A 22535-nucleotide genomic window follows, 5' to 3' on the forward strand; every position below is an offset into this window, starting at 1 on the left:
CGTCGTGGAGCGAGCATGCGGTCAGGCCGCCGCGAAGTCCAGCCCCGGGCTCAGGGCCTCGGGCATGACCGGGTGATCGGCCTCCATCGATGCGATTGGGTACGCGCAGTAATCCGCTGCGTACCAGGCGCTGGGCCGATGATTGCCCGACGCCCCGATGCCGCCGAACGGGGCGCTGCCGGCGGCCCCGGTCGTCGGCCGGTTCCAGTTGACGATGCCCGCTCGGATTTCGGCGAGAAACTGCGCATGGCGAGATGGATCGTCCGACAACAGGCCCGCGGCCAACCCGTAGCGCGTGCGGTTCGCCAGCGCGATCGCCTCGTCGAACGTGTCGTAGCGCAGCAGTTGCAACAGCGGGCCGAAATACTCTTCGTCCGGCAGCGCATCGCGCGCCGCGAGCGCGCTCACGTCGATGATGCCGGGGGAGAGCAATGCGTTTCTCCCGTCGGGTTGCACCAGCGGCACGACGATACGCGCCCCAAGCCCCATCAGTTCCGCCTGCGCGGCGATCATGCGGCGCGCCGCCTGCAACGAGACGACGGCCCCCATGAACGGCTGAGGGTCGGCATCGTAGCGCCCGACGGCGATGCGCCGGGTGACGAACGCCAGCCGTTCGATGAAAGCATCGCCCTGCGCCCCGCGCGGCACGATCAGGCGGCGTGCACAGGTGCAACGTTGCCCGGCCGACAGGAACGCTGACTGAACGGCGACGTGCACAGCCGCATCGAGATCGCCGACGACGTCGAGAACCAGCGGATTGTTGCCGCCCATCTCCAGTGCCAGGATCTTCTCGGGACGTCCCGCGAATTGCTGGTGCAGCGCGCGCCCCGTGGCGGAGCTTCCGGTGAAGCACACGCCGTCGATCCCGTCGTGCGCGGCGAGCGCGACACCCGTATCGCGTGCGCCCTGCACAAGATTGAGCACACCGGGCGGAACGCCGGCGTCGATCCAGCATTGCACCGTTTGCTCGGCCACGCCGGGCGCCAGTTCGCTAGGCTTGAACACCACCGTATTGCCCGCGAGCAGCGCGGGCACGATGTGCCCGTTAGGCAGATGCCCGGGGAAGTTGTAGGGGCCGAAGACCGCCATGACGCCATGCGCGCGATGTCGAACAACACCACGAGCGTCCGCGACGGCGCTGCGTCGCTCTCCCGTGCGCTCCTCATGGGCCTTCGCCGAATGCGCAACCTTGGCGGACATGGTCGCCACTTCCGTGCGCGCTTCCCACAGCGGCTTGCCGGTCTCTCGGCCAATGGCATCCGCCAGCGACTGCGTTCGTTCCGTCACTAGCGCGGCAAAGCGCTGCAATACCGCAAGTCGCTCTTCGAGTCGCCAACGCGACCAATCGTGCTGTGCGCGTCGCGCGGCCTGCACGGCGGCATCGACATCCGCCGCATCGGCCGCGTGCCCGCGCCAGACGACGTCGCCCGACACGGGATCGACCGATTGGAGTTCCGCCCCGCCGGCGCCGCGCCAAAGACCTTCGATATAGAGATCGGCCATGAACGTCAATTCCCGAGGCCACGCCCGATAATGTGGCGTGCAATGCGGACCATGATGACACGGATTCGACAGCCGGAACAATGCGCGCGCGTCGCACGTTGCGCCAAGCCCGCGTCAGACCGACATCATCCGCGTCAGATCACGGTCATCGCGAAGACACGCATAGAATGAGGGCCTGAGTTTCCGGAGATTCCCCACCATGACCGATGCTGATCGCTCGCCCCTGCGTCGTTGGCTAAGCGACGTACGCGATTCGCATGAATCGCCAGATGCCCCTCACGGCGAAGGCATCGACCCCTGCGGCGTTCGCTGGCAACGCCACGCGGAGGGCGTGCTTGAACTGACTCCGGCCGCGACGGGTGATCCGACGCACGGCCATCGCTTCGATGCGATTCTGTCTTGCGGCATACACGGCGACGAAACGGCGCCGATCGAAATCGTCGACGGTATATTGCGCGATATCGCCGACGCACGCCTGACGTTGCGCGAGCGCGTGCTCGTCGTCCTCGGCAACCCCGACGCCGTGCGGGCGGGCAAGCGCTATCTCGAGTACGACCTCAACCGGCTGTTCCAGGGCGCTCACGCCACGCGCGCCGAATCCCCGGCCGTACAGCGCGCGAGAGAGCTCGAGGTCGTGGTGGCGCAGTTCTTCTCCGGCGTCGACGGGGTGCGCCGCAAGCGCCGCCATGTGGACATGCACACGGCGATCCGCGCCTCGCTGTTTCCGCGCTTCGCGGTGGTGCCCGGCACCGCGCGGCATACGCCGGACGATGAGTGGCTCGACACGCTCGCCGCCGCCGACATCGATGCCATCATGCTGACCGAGCAACCCTCCGCGACGTTCTCCTATTACACCTGCGCGCGCTTCGGCGCCGAGAGCTGCACGCTCGAACTCGGCAAGGTGGCGCCTTTCGGCCAGAACCGGCTCGCCGACTTCGCCGGCATCGATGCCGCGCTGCGGCGCTGGCTCTCGGGCGAGGAGATGGGGACACGCGACGATGGCCAGACCCGGCAGGCGCAGCGTTTTCGCGTCGCGGCGGAAATCGTTCGACACACCGACGCGTTCGTGCTCGACGTCCCCGCCGACACGCCGAATTTCACCCCCTACCCGGCCGGCACGGTGCTCGCACGCGATGGCGAGAACACGTACATCGTCTCGCACCCGGAAGAGCGCATCGTGTTTCCCAATCCGAATGTCGCCAACGGCTTGCGCGCCGGCGTGATGGTCGTGCCGGACTGAGCCCGCACACGGGACAACGGGGCGACGGATCGCGTTGACACCAGGCCGCCAGGAGGAAAGCGAAGCGCATGTGGGCCTGCGATGCACACGCTCGCGGGGCCGCACCCCTGGCCAGCTCACTACGCGGCTCCCTACGCAGCTCACTACGCAGCTTCGCGCATGAACGTTTTCAAACGCGCGAATGGGCGTCGTCGCGGCCAGGGGATGCAGGTACCATCGCCGACATCTTTTCATCTGCGAAATGGCGGCAAGCGGCGCGGGCAAAGGGATTTGCGTGTGCCCGGCTGTCCATCGACGACATGCCCAACTCATGGTTCTCCTCGCAATCCGCAAGCTCGACGCCCCTCCACATCTACGCGAATCACGCCCCCTCGACGCCGAACGTCGCCCGCCATGTCGGCCTCGCCGACGATTTCGCACACGCGCGGCAGACGACGGTTGGCACGTCGGCCAGTCGACCGAGCCCTGCAGCAGCGGCGTCACGCGTGCGGGCGCGGCATGACGAGAGGCAATTGGTGGCGCGTCGCCCTGCACCGCCGCAAGTCTCGGGCGAGGCGGCGGCAAGCCCGACGATTCGGCGCGTCGGCGGTGACAGTGCTTTACGCGCCGAGCAGATCTACACCGCGCTTCGCGACGACGTCGCGCTGCCCGCCCTGCGCCGGTTCGAACGCCTGCACCGCTACCGTGCGGCGCCGGTAAGCGGCAACACGGGCCGCGCGTCGGACAACCGGCCCAATCCTGTCTGGTTCGACAATCTGCAGCCGCACCTGCGGGTAGAGGCGCAGATCCTGGCGCAGCGCGGACTGGACGCCGAAAAGTTCCGGCAGCGTCTGGGCGAGCTCATTCGCCACGAGCACCCCGGACTTTCATGGCGCGCCACGCGTATAGGGCTTGAGCGCGACGCGTTGCCGTTTGCGCTCGGCTCGACACTGCTGTCGATGCTCGCCGATCTCGTCGATCCGGGGCGTTCCCGGTCCGCATTATGGCCACCGGTGGAAGCGTTGGGCGTGGTACTCGTCAATCTGATTGGCATGGCGCGCTTCAGCGCCGCCCATCCCACGTTCGCCAGTCGTCTGGGACGTGCCACGCCAGCGCAGGCGCAAGAGGCCCTGGCGCGCATGCTTCGTTGTCCGGTGCGCGAAGTGCTCGGGCACGTTGGCGCCTTCGTGCTGTGCTACGGACTGCTGCGCAACCTGGCACGCGTGGTCGCCGAAGCCGGACTGACGGCGTGCGTTCCGGGACTGATGTCGCACCGTTTCGGCAACACGATTCACTCCGCGCTCGAAATTCTGCTCGCCCCGATTCCCGGGGCCGTGCTCGGCCCCGCCATCGACCGTCTCTCGATGCCGCAGGAGTACGCGGCGCTGGAAATCGCCATCCAGGACCGCTTTGCCGACCTCATCTGTCGCACCACCGCCGACTCGGGCGCCATCGGCGGCTGGCCGTCCGTCTGGCATCAATTCTCGGGACTGGTACGCTCGACCGCTCCGAAAGCGATATGGGTCACGTTGACACTGGGCTTCTATTTCCTGTCGACCTTGCACGACAGCGCAGCAACGGCTCAGGATAGCGAGGCAATGGCCGAGTTCGGTGCCCCCCTACCGGCCAACGCCACATCGGCGCCCGCCGCATCGGGCCAGCAGGGGACCGACGTCGACTGGCACGGCCTGTCCGTGCTCGGTGTGCTGTACGGACTGATCGGCGGCATCGTGGCGTTGCAAACGATGGCCGGGCGAAACGACGACATGGCCACCGCATACACTCGCCGGCGCGGTCGTCCGAAGGTCAGCACCACCACCGTGACATCGCTGGCCGACTCGGGCCGCGCGTCGGCCAGTTCGTATGCCGAGACGCCTGACAGCCCGCTCGGCCGGCCCGCGCTCCCCGGCAACGCAAGCGACTCGCTCACTGACCCCGGCGACACGTCGGGCGACGATTCCGTCTTCCTGCCGATGCCCAGCACCGACATCGCGGACGCCATCCCATGCTTTCCCCTCGCCGCGCCCTCGCAGCGCGCGCTTCGTGCGCCGCCGGTGTCGAAGTCCCAATCGCGCAGGCACGGCACCTGCGTCGCGCCGGGTCGACGATCTTCGTCTTCGTCGACGGACGAGGCGCCCCGCTCGACGCCTTTGTGACGAAGTGTTGCAGCATACTTGCCGTGGCCGGCCCGGCGTGGCATCTTGCTCCCAGAGCGCAATCACTGCGCATGAATCCCTTGCCGGACGCACCGCACGACGCGTCACCCCCTGCCTGCCGGAGCGCCTATGCTTTCCACCACCCCGAGCGAACTCGCCCGTAACCTGCTGGTCATCCTCGTGCTCAGCCTGTTGATGATCGGCACCTTATGGGTCCTGTTGCCCTTCCTCCCAGCCTTCATCTGGGCGGTCACGATCGTCGCATCGACCTGGCCGCTGCTGGTCGGCCTGCAAAAGCGACTGTGGGGCAAGCGCTGGCTCGCGACCACAGTCATGATCATCGGCATGCTCATCATCGTCGTCGCACCGCTATCGGCCGCGATCGGCACATTGATCGGTCATGCGTCGGATATCAGCGAACAGGTGCATGCGTTCGGTCAGCGCGGCCTGCCGATGCCGCCCGACTGGCTAGCCCGCCTGCCGGTGATTGGCCAGCGCGCCAGCGAGGAGTGGCAGACCCTGGCCGCTGCGGGGCCCGACGGGCTGGTCGCGAAGATTCAGCCTTACGCAGCCAAGGCGGCGTCATGGGGATTCGCAAAACTCGGGTCGATCGGATTGCTCGTCGTCCACCTCGGCCTGACGCTCATCATCTCCGGCATTTTGTTCATGCAAGGCGAACGTGCGGCGCGCGCGCTCATTCGCATGGCGCGTCGACTGGGCGGTGACCGCGGCGAGGAGTCGGTGCGATTGGCCGGCATGTCGATTCGCGCGGTGGCTCTGGGCATCGTCGTGACCGCCGTGACGCAATCGCTGCTCGGCGGGCTCGGATTGTGGCTCACGGGTGTGCCGCTTCCCGGCTTCCTGACCGCGTTGATGCTCGTGCTGTGCATCGCGCAGATCGGGCCGTTTCCGGTGTTGCTCTCGAGCGTCGCCTGGCTTTACTGGCAGGACAGCCCCACCCTCGCCACGCTTCTGCTGGTGCTCTCGGTGTTCATCGGCATGCTCGACAATGTCATGCGCCCCATGCTCATCCGCCGTGGCGCCGACCTGCCCATGACGCTGATTCTCGCCGGCGTGCTCGGCGGCATGCTGACGTTCGGTATCGTCGGCCTGTTCGTCGGGCCGGTGATTCTCGCCGTGACCTATACGTTGCTGACGGCGTGGATCAATGAAGGGCTGAATCGCCCACCGCTGGCGCCCAGCGGGGCGCCCTCATCGTCTTCTTCGTCGTCTTCGGCGGCAGCCACCGCTGCGACGGCCGTGCCGGTCACGCCGGGTAAGTCGAGCGACGACGATGCGTCTGGCACCGACGCCGTCGCAAAGGCGCCGACGACCGGGATGCGCCCCGGCGATCCGAGGTCGTAACCCTGCCCCTGCCAGCCGATTTGCGTGCCCCGAAAAGCCGCCTCGTCACGCAAATCGGACCGTTTTTTCAGATCGCTTCACCTGTCGCACTTTGCCTGGACGTGGCCAAATGCTCTCCTACTCATACGATTCAGGAGAGCTTGAATGTCACACAACGCAGCGGATTCCTTGCGCGCCTCGCATGTCTCTCGCGCCCGCCGCGCCTCCAACGCCCCACACGCGTCGCAAGCCCCGTCGTCCGTGCACCTCTCGCAGGCAGGTCCAATGCCGGCCAACCGATCCGCGCCATCGCCATCGTCAGGGCGACGAGGCACGGCACCCGCCCAGCACAAGGCACGCGCGCCGCGCGTTCCGCGCAGGGCACGCCTCGGCGACCCACCGCTATTGCGCCGCGTCGGCAACGAACTTGCCTACACCCCTACCCGTTGCCGCGTGAGCGCCAGCCTGCTCGTCGCGCGCGTCAATCCGTGGTGGCTGCGCTTTCCGTCGCCCCCCATCTCGCCGCCTCAAGTGCGGACGTCCATGGCGTGCGCGGAAAAGACAAGCGCGCCGGCCGGCGAACCGGCGCAGCGCGCTGTGCGTTCCCGAACGCGGCGACCGGTGTGAGTCCCGGCGCCGCGACGGCTCTGGACGAGCGTCGATGAGACCTGACCGGGTCTATTGACGCATGACGGGTCTCACGTTCCGGTTCGCTCGTTATTGCGCCCTGGCAGGCAGAATCTTGCCCGCGACTTCGCCGAAACCGATGCGATAGCCGTCGCCCTGGCACCAACCCGTCATCACGACCGTATCGCCGTCCTCGATGAAGGTACGCTTGGCGCCGCTGGCGAGGGTGATCGGGTTCTTGCCGTTCCAGGTCAACTCGAGCAGGCTGCCGAACGAATCGGGCGTCGGCCCGCTGATCGTGCCCGAGCCCATCAGGTCGCCCACACGCACATTGCAGCCGGAGACGGTGTGATGCGCGAATTGCTGCGCCATGCTCCAGTACATGTGGCGGAAATTGGTGCGGCAAATGGAAGTCGGCTGGGCATCGCCTTCGGCCTGCATGAGCACCTCGAGTTCGATGTCGAAGGCATGCTTGCCGGCTTGGCGGAGGTACGGCAGCGGCTCCGGATTCTGTTCGGGACCCGCCACGCGGAACGGCTCGAGCGCCTCCATCGTCACGACCCACGGCGAGATCGACGTGCCGAACGTCTTGGCGTTGAACGGGCCGAGCGGCACATATTCCCACTGTTGCAGATCGCGAGCCGACCAGTCGTTGAGAATCACCATGCCGAAGATGGCGGCCTCGGCGGCATCCACACTCAGCGATTCGCCGAGCGCCGTCTCGCGACCGACGATGAAGCCGGTTTCGAGTTCGAAGTCCAGCTTGCGGCAACCGTCGAAAATCGGGCGCGGCTGATCCGGCAGCTTGATCTGCCCGTTCGGACGGTGGATGTTTGTGCCGCTCACCACCACCGAGCTGGCACGGCCGTTGTATCCGATCGGGATCTCGAGCCAGTTCGGCAACAATGCGTTGGCAGGGTCGCGGAACATGCTGCCCACGTTCGTGGCGTGTTCCTTCGACGAGTAGAAATCGGTGTAGCCCGGGATTTGCACCGGCAGATGCAGCGTGGCTTCGGCGAGCGGCACCAGCGCTTTCGCGCGCAACGCGGCATTCTCACGCAGTGCGGCGTCGCCATCGGCGGCCAGCAGCGAGGTGAGCCGTGCTCGCGTCGCGCGCCAGGCAGCGCTGCCCAGCGCGACAAAGGCGTTGATCGACGATTGCGCGAAGACCGGCGAGGGCCCCGCCTGGAGTACGCCGGCCGATTCGAGCGCAGCCAGATCGAGCACTTGGTCGCCGATGGCCACGCCAACACGCGGCGTCGGTTGCGATACGGTGCTGAATACGCCGTACGGCAGGTTTTGCAGCGGGAAATCCGTCTTGCCGGTGTTGGCAGACGCGACCCAGCTTTGCGGAAGTGCAGACATGTGGAGTTCCTTCTTCGAGGGAGCGCTGCGGCCGGCAACCCGCACAAGGTGCAGGCAGCCGGCCGTCTCAGGGTTCAGTAATGTCGTGGCGCGACAGGCGCGGCTTACTTCTGGTCAGGGTTGAAGTGCTTCTTCAGGCCCTGCCAGCAGGTGTAGTAGTTGTCCTGCAGCTGCTTGGTCTCGAGCGCAAAACGCGTGGGATGGATCACCGCGGGCGTCTCGAACATGAATGCCATGGTCGCGTCGACCTTGTGCGGCTTGCTCGTATCGGCGACGGACGCCTTCTCGAACGTATCCGCATCCGGGCCGTGGCCCGACATGCAGTTGTGCAGGCTCGCACCGCCCGGCACGAACCCCTCGGCCTTGGCGTCGTACACGCCGTGGATCAGGCCCATGAACTCGCTGGCGATGTTGCGATGGAACCAGGGCGGACGGAACGAATGCTCCATCGCCAACCAGCGCGGCGGGAAAATCACGAAATCGATATCGTCCACCCCCGGCGCATTGCTCTGCGATTGCAACACCAGGAAAATCGACGGATCCGGGTGATCGTAACTGATCGAACCGATCGTGTTGAAGCGACGCAGATCGTACTTGTACGGCGCGTAATTGCCGTGCCAGGCGACCACATCGAGTGGCGAATGGCCGATTTCGGCACGCCACAGGGCGCCGCCGAACTTCGCCACCAGTTCGAAGTCGCCTTCCACGTCCTCGTAGGCCGCCACCGGCGTGAGAAAGTCGCGCGGATTTGCCAGGCCATTCGAGCCGATCACGCCCAGATCCGGCAGACGGAACAGGGCACCGTAGTTCTCGCACACATACCCGCGGGCGCGGCCGTCCGGCAGCGCGACGCGGAAACGCACGCCACGCGGCAGCACGGCGATCTCGTACGGTTCCACTTCGAGTACGCCGAATTCGGTGGCGATGCGCAAACGCCCTTCCTGCGGCACGATCAGCAATTCACCGTCGGCGTTGTAGAAGAATCGGCCGTCCATCGACTTGTTGGCGGCGTAGATATGGATACCGCAGCCATGACCGCTATCCGGTCCGCCGTTGCCTGCCATCGTCACCATGCCGTCGACGAAATCGGTCGGTGCATCGGGCATCGGCAGCGGATCCCAGCGCATCTGATTCGGCGGCGTCGGCACCGCGTCGAAACGGCTCAGCCAACGCGTCTGCTCCATTGCCGAAAAGGGCTTGTGCATGGCGGCCGGACGAATCCGATACACCCACGAACGGCGGTTATGGCCGCGCGGCGCCGTGAATGCCGTGCCGGAGAGTTGTTCCGCGTAGAGGCCGTACGGCGCCCGTTGCGGCGAGTTCTGCCCGATCGGCAATGCTCCGGGAAGCGCCTCGGTCGCGAACTCGTTGGCAAAACCGGACAGATAGCCCAGTTCCCCCTGGATTTGGTCTGCTTGGCGCATGAATGGCCTCGTCTCCTGATTTCGAATGCGCTTATTGTCCGACATGCCACCAAATTTTGCGATATAAATAGACAAATCCACTCTATTCATAATGCGAATATCAATCGCCGAGCCATGATTTCCTTACGTGACGTCGATTTGAACCTGTTGGTCGTTTTTCACGCCGTGCTGACGCATCGGAGCATCTCCCAGGCAGCACGCGAACTGGGTCTGTCGCAGCCGGCCGTGAGCAATGGCCTGGCGCGTCTGCGCCAGACCTTTGACGACGAGTTGTTCACGCGCACCGGGGCCGGCATGCAGCCAACCCCGTTTGCCGAGGCACTTGCCGAACCCGTTTCCGCGGCGCTCTCGGGTATTTCGCGGGCGATCAACCACCGGGAAGCGTTCGATCCGGCAAGCAGTCAGCGGGAATTCACATTGGCGATGACAGACGTCGGGGAGGTGTACTTCATGCCGGCGTTGGTCGATTTGTGCACGCGGCTGGCACCGGGGGTAAGGGTGCGCACTGTGCGAACGACCCTGCCCGACCTGAAGGAAGCCATGGCGGCCGGGCGCATCGACCTGGCCGTCGGGGCGTTCGACGATCTGACCGGGCCGTTCTACCAACGCCGGCTGTTCAGCCAACGGTACGTGAGCATGTTTCGCATCGGCCACGCGCTGGACAGCGGACGCGCAGGACTCAAGGAGTTCCAGGCGGCCCGACACCTGTTCGTCGCCACGGGCGACAATCCATACGCACGCGTCAACCAATTGCTCGCGCAAGCGGGCTTCGGTGCCGACGCCAACTTCTGGGTACCGCACTTCATCGCCGTGCCGTATGTGGTGAGCGCGAACGACCTCGTCGTCACGGTACCGCAGAAGTTCGCCGAGCGTGCCGCTGCCCCGTTCGGCTTGCGATTCGTCAAGCCGCCCGTGCGTCTTCCCGCCTTGCAGACGAACGTGTTCTGGCACCGGCGATACCATCAGGATGCCGGCAACCAGTGGCTGCGGCAGTTGATTTCCGAACACTTCGTGGAATAGCCGCAACGCCTCGCGATGGTCGCGTCAGGCGTCGCTCGTGATGGCGTGCGCTTGCGCGCGAAGCCAGTCATTCCACGCGACGTCGAGCGCATCGAACGCCGCCTCCATCTGTCCGGTCGACGCCTGCGGCGCCAAATGTTCCAACTGCGCCGCGAGCGACGCGAGTGAACTCAGGCCGAACGCCATGAAGCCGCCACGCAGCCTGTGCGCCGAATGCCGCAGCGTCTCGCGCGACAGTTCGGTCAATGCCGTCCGGCAGTTCGCTATGTCCTGATCCGCGATCTTCACGAACGTATCAAGCATGTCCGAGAGCGGCAAGCGCCACTCCTTGGCCGCCGCCGGTTCTGGCGCCGGCTCGGGCGTGCTTTCCACCGGGCGCGCCGAATCGGGCAACGGGGTAATGTCGACGCAAAGCGCCGGATAGCGCGTGCGCACGAGTTCGATCACGCGAAGCAACGAACGGGCGTCCACTGGCTTGTAGACGACAGCGTCGTAGGGCGACCTCGCATCGCGATCGTTGCGCAGCGTCACATCCGCCGTGGCCACCACGACCGGCACGTGCGGCGCCCTCGACTTGATCTCGGTGGCCAGCGCGTGGCCCGACACATGCGGCATGTTCGCGTCGGTGATGACAAGCATGTGCGATTCCGCGTCGAACGCATCGAGCGCTTCGCGCGGATCGTGGTAGCAGTCGACCATCGCCCCAAGCCCCTCAAGTTGACGCGAGAGCAACATGCCGCTGATCGGATGATCGTCGGCGACGAGCACATACCACCCCGCCAGTGGTCGCACACGCGTCTGTGCATGGGCGGCGTCCTGCATGCCGCCGGATGCCGCATGCCCTCGACGTGGCACCGCGCCCAACGCCTCCCAAAGCTCCGCCTGTTGCAGCAACGCAATGTCCTTCGGCCATGACGGCATACTGCCCGCCGGGCGGTCCACCGGTGTGGCCCGCAGCAGATAGACCTGTGCGCCGGCCATCCCCCGCACCGGCCATTCGTCGGCGAACAGGAGCAAGCCGGCGTCCTGCGAGCGCCCGGGGCCGGTGGACCAAGTCACGGCGTCGCTGTATTGCATGGGCTCATAGCCCGCGCGGCGAATCAGCGCTTCGAGATACCAATGCCTGCGGGGTAATGCGCTGACATACGCGAACGTTTCGCCCGCGGCAACGACGGCCGGCGCCTCGCTGTCGGGTGCCCACGGCAGGCGCAGCGTGAAGCGCATCGTCGTGCCCTCGCCTTCCTTGCTGTCGACCTGAAGCACGCCACCCAGCATGCCGACGAACTGATGCGAGATGGCCAACCCTAATCCCGTGCCGTGCTGCATGCCCGGCTCCGTCGTGCTTTTGCCGAAGGGCTTGAACAAGTCAGCGAGATCCGCCGCCGCAATGCCGACGCCGCTGTCGCTGACAGCGAACGCGACGTCGCACCCCTGCATGTCGGCGCGCGTGATCATCGCACTGAACGCCACGTGGCCCTTCTCGGTGAACTTGATCGCGTTGCCGACGAGATTCGTGACGACCTGGCCAAGGCGCAGCGCGTCGGTGTGGACTGCGCGGGACAACTGGGGATCGATCATCCAGTCGAGCGTCAGCCCCTGCAATCGCGCACGGCCGGTGAACGACAACCCGACCGCTTCGAGCTCCTTGAGCAGGGAACCGTCGCGCGAGTTCAGCTCGAAGCGCCCCACCTGAATGCGCGAGTAGTCGAGCAGGTCGTTGATGAGATCGAGCAGGTTGCGCGTCGAGCTCTCCATCACGTCGACGTAATATCGATGATCGTCGCCCAGGTTCTGTGCACTCAACAGCTCAAGGGACGCCAGCGTGCCATACAACGGCGTACGCATTTCGTGGCTCACCGTGGTCAGAAAGACGTCTTTCGCGCGATTCGCGCTTTCCGCCGCCAGGCGCGCCTTGCGCTGCTCGAGCTCGAACCGGCGTTGCTCCGTGACGTCCGACAGCGTGCCGATCAGGACCGGCTGCTCGCGAAAGACCGTATCGACGAAACTCACGGCATAGTGGCGCTCTCCCGCGTCGTCCATCGCACTGAGCAAACGTCGCACGGGCCGCGCGACCACGCCGCTGTGCAATTGGCGGTACATGCGCGTGAGCTCTCCGTCACCGAGATGACGCAACAGATCGACGGTGCCGGCATACGCCGGATTGCTCATGACCACGGCCGGCTCGAACGGGTCGATGATCGCCATGCCGACCGGCGCGGTCTCGATGAGGGTCTGGGTGAAGGCGTCTCGCTCGAGCAGCGCCTTCGTGCGCTGGCGCGCCGGCTCGATGATGCGCTGTCGCATATATCGCATCCCGGCGAACACGCCCGCCGCGTAGAGACACAGCAAGAGGGTTGCGCCGAGCAGCAGCGTGGCGTTCTCGCGCAGCAGTTCCTTCGGACGAACCGCGTAGCGCACGAACCACGGCGTGGACGACAGCCGACGCTCGAAGACAAGGCGTTGACCGTCGGAGCGCAGCGTCATCTGTGCGCCGCCGAAGAGCGGCAATGTCACTAGCGTTCGCAGATTGCCCAGCGAGGCGAGCGGCTGGCCGGCACTCGCAATGATGAGCCCGTCTTCCGAGATCAGCTGCAGCGCTTCGCCCGAGCGTTCCAGATTGCGCATGCGCGGCGGCACGATCATGTCCGGCGACATGCTGGTACCGACGTAGAGCACCAAGTGGCCATCCAGATCGCGAATCGGCACGAAGCTCGATACGGTCTTCAGATGGGTGACAGGATGTTCGTAATTGTAGGTCCAGAACGGGCCTTCGCTGTTGCCCCGGATGCGCGCGTGATACCGCTCCACCTTGTTGATCTCGGCGATCATCGCCTGCGTGTCGTTCGCCAGCTTCGATGGCGTGAACGACGCGCGCCCGATCGCCGGTCGATAGGCCGCGAAGGCCCCGTCCGCGGAAATGATGAAGGTTTCGTCCTGACCGTCGAGCGGACTCCAGAAGTTGGCGTCGAGCACCATGAGTCGCAGCGTCAGGCGCGCGTAGCGTTCGGCGCGTTCGGGGGTAATGTCCGCCAGCTTGACGATCTCGAACTCGCTGTCCCATCCCACGCCGCTGATTCGGCGTGCGCTGCCGGCGCTCATGCCGAGCAGCGGCTGCAAAATGCGATCGGTCAGTGCCTGCGTGGCCCCGCCCTGACGCACCTTGCTGGCCTGGGTGGCCTGCGCCATGGCACGGGCCTGCTCGTTGAAGATCTCGAGATCGCGAATTTCACGGCCGACGGCGGCGAAGAAGGACTCGGTCTTCTGGCCGCTTTGCCACAAGGTGCCGAACAACGCGTAAGAGACCGCCGCCACCCAGACCGACAAGCCGAAAAGAAGTGCGAGCAGGCCGCCGATACGCAGCAGGCGGCCGGCGATCGCGATGTCACGCGTCATCGTTCTGGCGGGCATATGCTCCAATGTCCGATGGGGTAACGCGCTCAGGCGGCACTCGGCGTTTCGGTCTCGCCGTCACGCGAAAACTGCACCGGGCTCGACACGTGGAGCTTGAACAATTCCATGTCGGTCCGGCAGCCCAACTTGCACATGGCCATGCGCTTCTGGTTGTTGATCGTCTTGGCCGAACGCTTGAGCGCGCCTGCAATCTGCGACACGTTCTGACCGTCCAGGTACATTCGCAGCACCTCCATCTCCTTGGGAGACAGCGGACGGCGTGCGGTCGGCTTACGACGCATTTGTTCTTCGAGAATCTGCTCGGCTCGCCCGCCGCGATAGCTCATGCCCCGGCGGCAGCGCTCGACGCAGACGGTGATCTCGCGAAGGTCGTCGGACTTGGTCATCACACCGAGCACGCCGCAACTGTCGAGCGCGTGAATAATGGCCGGTTGCTCGATCGACGTGAACACGATGATCTTCACGTCGGGATACTTGCGTCTCACGCGATTGATCATGACCAGACCGTCACCGAACGCACCGCCCGGCATGCAATAGTCAGTGATCAGGACGTCGACGGAATTCGTCTCGAGCGCCTTGAAAAGCTCGGTCGAATTCGAAACCGGCGGGAGCACGTGAAAGCCCGGATCCGGGGAAAGCATTTCACGCAGCGTCGAGGCAACGATCGGGTGATCGTCGGCAATCAGAATTTTCACCATCATGTGCGGAATCCTTTTAAAAGAAGTCAGCCGTGGGCGCGCGCGATTCTCCGCCGTGTCTACGCGTCATGGCTTCCAGAAAGAGGAATGTGCGTCTTGCCGACACACTCGTTGGTCACGAAGGCGTGACCGCGTTGCTGCTGCGCGGCGCGGGTGGACGGAATCGTCCCCCGCGCCGCCGCGGCTACGTTATTCGGCGTAACTCGTCGCTCGTCGACGCTGTCGGGCATCCGGCACTATCCGGTGCCGATCTGGCGGCAATGCGAGGGTTATCCGGCGTCACGGGCCGCTTTCGGCCCGTCGACGGTTGTCCACGCCGAGCACGCCTTGTGCCCGGTCAACCGGGAGGCGCCCGCGCCGATCACCGGCTTGACACAGTAGCGAATGCGCACACCGCGCAATCCCGCCGACGGCATCATCTCCCGTGCGCGACCGACCACACGAATGCGTGTCGGGCCAGGCGCGGCCTCCCAAAGATGCACGCTGTCGGTCTCCGGCCAATCGGCCATCCACCGATAGGTCCCGCTCACCACGCGCCCCACCTCCGGCGTGCCGCTCATGGCCACGGCCGCCGCGACCGGCCGCATGCGGGCTTCCACCACTTTCGCGTCCGCCGCCGGTTGCGCCGAGGCTGATAACGACGCCCCCTCGTGCGCCGCTTCGGCACCCGACACACTGGGCGTCGACGCCTGGTACTCGGTGCACCCCGCCAACAACGCCATCGCGATCGAGACGATCAAGCGTTGTCGGATCGCGGCGACGCGGCGGCTCGCCGGTGTGCAAGCGTCCGGGTGGCCAGGCAAGACGGTCGTGGAAGTCGCAATGTGTGTCGTGGTCATCGAAGCCAAAGCCGATCGCAACGCCGCGTGACACATCGGCGAGGCGACGTCGTTACGCGCCGTTTTACGACCAGCGGAAATATAGGATAAATCTACAAAATCCTGCCGTTTTGGATCTGTTTATAGGAATCATCCTAGTCCAATTTAAGAGCAATACCATTCGCGTCTTGCAAGCATCACGCACATTGAAGCAATTCCATGCGCAATGCAGTCAATTCAGCGAGAAGTGATGCTCGGGCAGCGTTCTAATGGACAGTCCCGTGACGAAAAGATTCATTGTCGCGTCACGAATGGGAATTCACGGCGTGGCGCGATCGCGCGGAACAACATGGCGACCGCGATTGAAGATCACTCGAAAGACGTTGCGACGATCGAAGTATTTGGAGATTGCAAGTGGCGTCGGCGCGCGGCGAATCAGGCGCCGAACGCCTTGACGAGCATGCCAATGGCAACGGCGGCCATGAGCGTCGAAAAGATTTGTTGCAGGCGTGAGGCCGCCAGCCGGGGCGCGAGCGCGCGTCCGAGCAGCATGCCGGCCACGGCGCCCACGACGAACACCCAGCCCTGAGCGCCCGGATGCATACCTTGCCACCAGGCGTTAGCCACGGTGCCCGCGGAAATTAGCGCGATGACGAACAGCGATGTGGCCACCACGCCATGCACTGTGATATCGGTGAAACGGCGCAAGGCCGGCACGATGACGAAGCCGCCGCCCACGCCAAGCAAGCCGGAGGCGAAGCCGGACACCGCACCGATCGCCCCCAGAACGCCCGCGACACGCGGCGTCCAGTGCAAACGCCCCGTCGCCGGATTCAACCGGCATGGAGGCATCGCCTCGCTCGTCTTGCTTGCCGCTCGATTTGCAGCCCGATTTGCCGCCTGATTTGCCACCTCGGTCGCGGCCTGATGGTCCGACGAGTTCGCCGCCTCGCTTCCAGGCTGATTCACCACCGACACGGCTTTCGCGGCGTTTGCCGCCAGCCCGCGCGATGCCCGGTACATGCGAGTCGCCACAATCAGCATGGCAAGGGCAAACAGCCCAACCAGCCAGCGCTCCGGCAGCCGATGCGCCAGCCAGGTTCCCAACGGCGCCACACCAACACCGATCCCGGCCATAAGCATGGCCGCGCGATAGCGCACCAGACCGGCGCGCAGCCCTTGCACGCTGCCCACGGCCGCAGCGGCACCCACCGCGAGAAGCGCAACCGGACCGGCCTGCGACACGCCCCACCCCAGCCCGAAGACCAGCGCCGGTACCGCGAAGATGCCCCCGCCCGCCCCCGTCAAGCCCAGCACCAGCCCGACTGCGGCGCCAAGCAACGCAGCCGTGGGAGACACATTCGAAAGATCGGCAATCATGGGTCGGAATCCAGCAAGAAATCAGCGAAAGTGACTGGCACGCGCCTTAATCACTAATAGTCATAAGCTTATGACCATGAATTATATAGGGACATCGAGCGACGCGAAAGCCCCGCCTGGCAAAGGAGCCCGGGAAGTATCCGACGTTGGGAGGCGCCGTCCCGCAGAGCGCAAAAACGCCGACGGCGCCCGAAGGCGCCGTCATGGCAAACGTCTGTCCGCGCCGAGGCGGCCAGCGTCAAAAGCGGCCGGCATCTCTCACGGGCCAACCGGTCACGCCGCCCTCGTCCGCCCCCAGCTCAGCAAGAATGTCACTCGTGTGCTCGCCGGGTGCGGGCGGATCCATCGGCGTTACCGGGCTGCGCCCGTTCAGACGAACGGGAGAGACAATGGTGTGCGTCGTCTCTCCATTAGGCAGGACCATGGTCCGTACCCAGCCCATGTGTGCCACCTGCGGATCGGCGAGCACCCGCGAATAGGTGCTGATGGCCGTGCACGGCACACCGACGGCGACGAGCCGGGCAAGCCATACACCACGATCCTCGTGGACGAAGACGGCTTCGAGCACGTCGCGCAGCACGGCCTGATGGCGGGCACGCTCACGCGCGTTGACGAAACGGGAGTCGTCGAGCAGATCGACGCGGTGCACCAGCGCGCAAATCGCTTGCCAGTGCGTCTGTCCGTCGAGATCCATACCGAAATAGCCGTCGCGGGCACGGAAAGTCGGCCAGGGTGCCGACGGCCCGCCGAACCGCGATTCCTCGCCATCGGCGTCGGTGGGCACCGAGGCGGCGCCGCTCTGCGCGCCGTGAGCGCCACCCGCAATGGGGCGATTCTCGTCGACGACATCCTCACGATCGCTGGCCATGGCCGAGGGCGGCACCAGCCCCGCGCGGTGCGCTGCCTCGGCACCTGCGTCGCCGCCACGCAATGCCGCGATGGCAAGCGTGGCGCCGAGCATCGGCACGTCGATATGAACGCCCCGCCCCTGCAGCCGTGCGGCCACGAGCGCCGCCGAAGTGGAAAACGCCGCATACAGTCCCGCGGCGAGGTCCGCCACCGGCAAATCGCGCGGCGGCTCCAGACCACTCGGCGCCGCGCCAAGCATTCCGCGAAGGGCCTGAAGGGCGGGCACGCCCGCGGGCTGCGCCACGGTGCGAGGCCCCTCCTGACCGAACGCGGAGATCGAGACGTAGACGAGATGGGGTTGTGCGGCCGACAGTGCGTCATAACCAAGGCCGGCGCGAGCGAGCGTGCCCGGCGGCAGGCACTCGATGACGACGTCGGCACCGCGCACGAGCGTGTGCGCCAGGCCACGGCCTTCGGGAGTCAGCAAGTCCAGCGCCACGGAACGCTTGTTGCGTCGCAGGCCGAGCTGGGCGGATTCGCCGAGCGGCCGCTGGCTATCGTTGGAAAGATCGTCGACCGGATCGTCGACCATGATGACATCGGCGCCCATGTCGGCCAGCAGCAAGCCGCAATAAGCGCCCGCGGCGCCTCGACAGAACTCGATGACGCGGATCCCCGAGAGTGGTGCGTTCAATATCTGACCCCTAAGCGCCTGGTGTTTGTTGTATTTCTTAACCCTTGGCTGCCGTCTGATGCGGCGTTGGGGAATTCTAGTGCAATTACTCTACGCCGGTCACGACGGAAAACGGTGCGCGAGGCGACCCGTTGCCACGGGGCAACACGGCGCGCCGCCGGGCATGCGGCGACACGCCCCTGACACAGATCGCGCGGGCGTTGCGCGGCGCTGCGTCACAACCAGCCGGCCTTGCGGAATTTCCGGTACAGGAGCAAATCGATGAGGATCATGGCCCCGATGCAGAGGGGATAGCCGTACCGGAATTTCAATTCCGGGATGTCGGCGAAGTTCATGCCGTAGATGCCGGCGATCATGGTGGGCACGGCAAAGAGTGCGGCAAACGACCCCAGACGCTTCGTCGTCTCGTTCTCCGACAGCGAGATCATGCCGAGATTGACCGACAGTGCCGTCGTGACCATTTCGCGCAGCATATCGACATTCTTGGTGATGCGTTGAAGGTGGTCGAATACGTCCCGGAAGTACTCCTGCATGCCGCCGCAGAGCTTCGGCGCCATCGCCCCGAACAGTTTGCTGACCGCCTCCATGAGCGGTACACAGGCATGTTGCAGCGTAATGAGGCGTCGTTTGAGCTGATACAGGTCTTCGATGATCGCGCGCCCCTTGGCCGGTGCACTCGGCGTGAAGATCTGCGCCTCGATCGCCTCGAGCTGCGCTTCGAGGTCGTCGAATACGGGAAAGTAACTGTCGACGATGGCGTCCATGAGCGCGTAGAGCACGAAGATCGAGCCCTGCCGCAACAAGTGTGGCTCCTTCTCCGCGCGCGCGCGCACGGTGCCGAGCCCCTGCGTGGCGTTCGTGCGCACGGAAAGCACATAGTTGTGCCCGGCGAAGATCGCCACTTCCCCGAGCGAGAAGTCACCGTCGGCGTCCTTGTTCAGCACATGCAGCACGGCGAAGAGCGAGTCGCCGTACTGCTCGATCTTCGGGCGCTGGTGTCCGTGCTGCGCATCTTCCACGGCAAGGTCGTGCAAACCGAACTCATGTTGCATCTGCGCGAGCTCGCCTGGACCGGGATCCTTGAGCGCCACCCATACGAAACAATGCGGGCGCTCCAGGTAATCGGAGATTTCATCGGGGTGCAGATCGGCAATCTTGCGGCCATCCTCATAGGCCACGCAATTCACTAGCATTCGTCGTCCTGGTCGAGGCGGCCGCCCTGCCCCGACGCGGGCGCAGGCCGACAACGCGTCGGCGCCGAGCCGTGGCCGCTACGCCTTGCGTGTCTCCTGCACCTGCGCTGTCTGTTGCAACGGCAGCCGGATATGAAGAACGCCCGCCTCCATCTCCTTGTCTTCGACAAAGCCCAGATGGCGGGCGAGTGTCAGCATACGCGTATTTGCCGTGAGTACATAGCCGATGAGCTCGCCCGTGCCGCGCTTGCGGCTGTAGTCGACGATGTGCTCCATGAGCGCGCGCCCGAGGCCCCTGCCCTGCGCGGCCGGACTCACGGTCACGGCGAACTCGGCGACCGTGTTGTCCGGGTCGGCCAGCGCCTGCACCACCCCGAGCAGGCGCGTGTTGCCCTGGGCGTCGCGCTCGGTCGCCACGAACGTCATCGCGCGGTCGTAGTCGATCTGTGTCACGCGCGCCATTTGCGAGTGCGACAGCTCCTTGATCAGGCCGAAATAGCGGAACTGCACGTCCTGCGGGGTGAGCGTGTGGAAAAAGGCGTTGTAGGCCGGCTCGTCCTCGGGCCGGATCGGACGCACGCGCACCGGCTTGCCGCCCGCGTCGACCGTGCTCTCCAGTTCCTGCGGGTAGGGTCGGATTGCGAGGCGCGCGTGCCCGGCCGACACCGGCTTGCGTGCCACGATGCGGGCGTCGAGCGCCAGTACGCCGTGCGCGTCGGCGAACAGGGGATTGATGTCGAGCTCGGCGATCTCCGGCACGTCGCATACGAGTTGGGAGAGTTTGACCAGGGTGAGGTAAATCGCCTCGTGATCTGCCGGCGGGCGGTTTCGGTAGCCTGCGAGCAGCTTCGACACCCGGGCGCGCGCCACCATGTCGCGCGCGAGGTTCAGGTTGAGTGGCGGCAGGCCGATGGTCCGGTCGGCGATCACTTCAACGGCCGTGCCGCCCTGCCCGAACATCAGCACCGGCCCAAACACGCTGTCGGTGGCCACACCCACGATCAGTTCGAAAGCCTCGGCCCCGTTGGCCATGCGTTGCACCGAGTAGCCCGTCACGCGTGCGTCCGGTTTCGCGGCGAGCACGCGCTTGCAGATCTGGCGGGCCGCATCGCATGCCTGCTCGGCGGTCTCGATGTTGAGCACCACACCCCCGACGTCGGACTTGTGCGTAACGTCCGGCGAGACAAGCTTGACGGCCACGGGAAAACCGATGCCCCGCGCCAGTTCGCCCGCCTGCTCAGGCGTTTCGGCCACGAGCGTCTCCACGACCGGAATGCCGTACGCGGCCAGTACGCCCTTGGCTTCCGGCTCCGAGAGCAACGCGCGCCCCTCGCGCATCGCGCCGTCCACAATGGCGCGTACCCGGCCGACATCGGGGGCGAAGCCCGGGGGAATGGAGGGCGGCGTTTCCATCAGCAACGACTGGTTGCGGCGATAATTGACCGCCTCCAGAAATGCGCGAGCGGCATTTTCCGGCGTGTCGTACGTCGGCAGCCCCGCCTCACGGCAAATGCGCCGGGCGCGCTCCGCCGTCTCGCCACCCAGCCAGCACGTGAAAACGTTCTTCGACGGCTTCGGCAACGCGGCGAGCGCATTGGCCACGTCGAGGCTCGGCATGACCGCCGTGGGCGCCTGAATGAACAGGACGGCGGCGGTTTCCGGATCTTCACACAACGCTGCCAGCGTGGCCGTATAGCGCGCCAGGTCCGCATCGCCACCAATGTCGACCGGGTTGACGCGGCCCAGTGTCGCGGGCAACGCGGCGTCGAGCGCCGCGCGCGTCTTGTCGGACAGATGGGCGAGCTTACCGCCGGCGAGCACCAGCGCGTCGGTCGCCATCACGCCCGCGCCGCCGCCGTTCGTCATGATCGAGAGCTTGTCGCCCCAGAAGGGCCGAAGCCGCGCGAGCGTCTCCACCGCGGCGAACAGTTCATCGGTGGTATCGACGCGTAGCATGCCGGCGCGACGGATGGCGGCATCGTAGACATCGTCCGCCCCCGCCAGCGCCCCGGTATGCGAGGCGGCGGCCTGCGCCCCCTCGGGCACGCGGCCGGACTTGATCACCACGACGGGCTTGTTGCGCGCGGCCGCCCGTGCGGCCGACATGAACTTGCGTGCGTCGCGGATGGACTCCATGTACATCAGGATGGCGTCGGTACCGGGGTCGCTCGCGAGGTAATCGAGCATATCGCCGAAATCCACGTCGGCGCTGTCGCCCAGCGAGACGAAATGCGAAAACCCGATCTCGCGGGCATCGGCCCAATCGAGCACGGCGGTCGTCAGCGCGCCCGACTGCGAGACGAACGCCAGCTTGCCCGGGCGCGCGCCCATGTGCGCGAAGCTCGCGTTCAGACCGATGCCCGGGCTCAGCAGCCCGATACAGTTCGGTCCGAGAATTCGCAGCACATGCGGCTTGGCATGCTGGAGCATGCGCTCCTGCAACGTAACGCCATGGCGGTCGCGTTCGCGAGTGAGTCCCGAGGTGAGAACAACGACGGCGCGTGTCCCGCGCTCGCCGAGGTCCCGTATGAGGCCAGGCACTGTCTCTGGCGGCGTGCAGACGATGGCGAGATCCGGTGCCTGCGGCAAATCGCTCACGTCGCGATAGCACTTGCGATCCGCGAGCGACGCGTACTTTGGATTGACCGGGTAGATCTCCCCCGTGAACCCTCCGGCGATGACGTTTTGCAGCACTGTCGTGCCCACGCGTCGCTCACGCTGGGACGCGCCGATGACAGCGACCGACTTCGGCTGGAACATCTGACTCAGATTGCGGGTGGTCATGGTGACTCCGGGGGATGGTCGTGGAAGCAACGCGCGGGCCGTCAGGCGAA

16 protein-coding genes are annotated in these 22535 nt (G+C 65.7%); 5 read left to right on the forward strand and 11 right to left on the reverse strand.

Translation table 11 applies throughout. From position 1 onward, the window contains the following. Positions 1–21: 21 nt before the first annotated feature. Complete coding sequence (gene astD, locus PMO31116_RS01865; protein ID WP_150565202.1) at positions 22–1503, reverse strand: succinylglutamate-semialdehyde dehydrogenase; 1482 nt, start codon at positions 1501–1503, stop codon at positions 22–24. 199 nt (positions 1504–1702) lie between these two features. On the opposite strand from astD, the gene astE reads away from it, so the two are divergent. Then, positions 1703–2743, forward strand: coding sequence for a succinylglutamate desuccinylase (astE, locus tag PMO31116_RS01870; RefSeq protein ID WP_150565203.1), 1041 nt, complete (start codon positions 1703–1705; stop codon positions 2741–2743). A gap of 599 nt (positions 2744–3342) precedes the next feature. On the opposite strand, the gene PMO31116_RS24385 is transcribed toward astE, so the two are convergent. Beyond that, positions 3343–3594, reverse strand: coding sequence for a hypothetical protein (locus PMO31116_RS24385; RefSeq protein ID WP_425494751.1), 252 nt, complete (start codon positions 3592–3594; stop codon positions 3343–3345). A gap of 156 nt (positions 3595–3750) precedes the next feature. On the opposite strand from PMO31116_RS24385, the gene PMO31116_RS01875 reads away from it, so the two are divergent. Beyond that, a complete protein-coding gene (locus PMO31116_RS01875) occupies positions 3751–4878 on the forward strand; it encodes a hypothetical protein (RefSeq protein WP_425494752.1) in 1128 nt (375 codons plus the stop codon). Positions 4879–5007: 129 nt separating this feature from the next. After that, positions 5008–6243, forward strand: a complete 1236-nt coding sequence (gene ydiK, locus PMO31116_RS01880; RefSeq protein ID WP_246185100.1) for an AI-2E family transporter YdiK — start codon at positions 5008–5010, stop codon at positions 6241–6243. A gap of 696 nt (positions 6244–6939) precedes the next feature. Here the strand turns inward: ydiK and fahA are convergent. Beyond that, positions 6940–8214, reverse strand: a complete 1275-nt coding sequence (gene fahA, locus PMO31116_RS01885) for a fumarylacetoacetase (RefSeq protein WP_150565205.1) — start codon at positions 8212–8214, stop codon at positions 6940–6942. A gap of 104 nt (positions 8215–8318) precedes the next feature. After that, a complete protein-coding gene (gene hmgA, locus PMO31116_RS01890; RefSeq protein ID WP_150565206.1) occupies positions 8319–9638 on the reverse strand; it encodes a homogentisate 1,2-dioxygenase in 1320 nt (439 codons plus the stop codon). A 114-nt stretch (positions 9639–9752) separates the two neighbouring features. On the opposite strand from hmgA, the gene PMO31116_RS01895 reads away from it, so the two are divergent. Next, positions 9753–10658 (forward strand): LysR family transcriptional regulator, encoded by a 906-nt coding sequence (locus PMO31116_RS01895; RefSeq protein WP_150565207.1) that lies wholly within the window; start codon positions 9753–9755, stop codon positions 10656–10658. A gap of 24 nt (positions 10659–10682) precedes the next feature. Here PMO31116_RS01895 and PMO31116_RS01900 read toward each other — a convergent pair whose 3' ends face one another. The 3 genes from PMO31116_RS01900 to PMO31116_RS01910 all read right to left on the reverse strand — a co-directional run bounded on the left by PMO31116_RS01900 (position 10683) and on the right by PMO31116_RS01910 (position 15354). Next, positions 10683–14066: a hybrid sensor histidine kinase/response regulator gene (locus PMO31116_RS01900; protein WP_150565208.1), complete on the reverse strand. Its 3384-nt coding sequence runs from the start codon at positions 14064–14066 to the stop codon at positions 10683–10685. A 29-nt stretch (positions 14067–14095) separates the two neighbouring features. Then, the gene (locus tag PMO31116_RS01905) at positions 14096–14770 is read right to left on the reverse strand and encodes a response regulator (protein ID WP_023595804.1); all 675 of its coding nucleotides are present in this window, start codon (positions 14768–14770) and stop codon (positions 14096–14098) included. A 266-nt stretch (positions 14771–15036) separates the two neighbouring features. Next, a complete protein-coding gene (locus PMO31116_RS01910) occupies positions 15037–15354 on the reverse strand; it encodes a hypothetical protein (protein WP_150565209.1) in 318 nt (105 codons plus the stop codon). Between PMO31116_RS01910 and PMO31116_RS01915 the strand changes: the two genes are divergently transcribed. After that, positions 15353–15637, forward strand: coding sequence for a hypothetical protein (locus PMO31116_RS01915; protein ID WP_150565210.1), 285 nt, complete (start codon positions 15353–15355; stop codon positions 15635–15637). The genes PMO31116_RS01910 and PMO31116_RS01915 overlap by 2 nt on opposite strands. A 383-nt stretch (positions 15638–16020) precedes the next feature. Here the strand turns inward: PMO31116_RS01915 and PMO31116_RS01920 are convergent, their stop codons facing one another. From PMO31116_RS01920 to PMO31116_RS01935, 4 genes are all read right to left on the reverse strand, one after another. Then, positions 16021–16965, reverse strand: coding sequence for a sulfite exporter TauE/SafE family protein (locus PMO31116_RS01920; RefSeq protein WP_150565211.1), 945 nt, complete (start codon positions 16963–16965; stop codon positions 16021–16023). A 238-nt stretch (positions 16966–17203) separates the two neighbouring features. Next, positions 17204–18508 carry a CaiB/BaiF CoA transferase family protein gene (locus PMO31116_RS01925; protein ID WP_150565212.1) on the reverse strand — a complete coding sequence of 435 codons (1305 nt, stop codon included), beginning with the start codon at positions 18506–18508 and terminating at the stop codon, positions 17204–17206. 215 nt (positions 18509–18723) lie between these two features. After that, positions 18724–19701 carry a magnesium/cobalt transporter CorA gene (gene corA, locus PMO31116_RS01930; RefSeq protein ID WP_150565213.1) on the reverse strand — a complete coding sequence of 326 codons (978 nt, stop codon included), beginning with the start codon at positions 19699–19701 and terminating at the stop codon, positions 18724–18726. Between the two features lie 78 nt (positions 19702–19779). Further along, the gene (locus PMO31116_RS01935) at positions 19780–22485 is read right to left on the reverse strand and encodes a bifunctional acetate--CoA ligase family protein/GNAT family N-acetyltransferase (RefSeq protein ID WP_150565214.1); all 2706 of its coding nucleotides are present in this window, start codon (positions 22483–22485) and stop codon (positions 19780–19782) included. Positions 22486–22535 lie beyond the last annotated feature (50 nt).

Origin of the sequence: Pandoraea morbifera (assembly GCF_902459575.1) — a bacterium.
Taxonomy (GTDB): domain Bacteria; phylum Pseudomonadota; class Gammaproteobacteria; order Burkholderiales; family Burkholderiaceae; genus Pandoraea; species Pandoraea morbifera.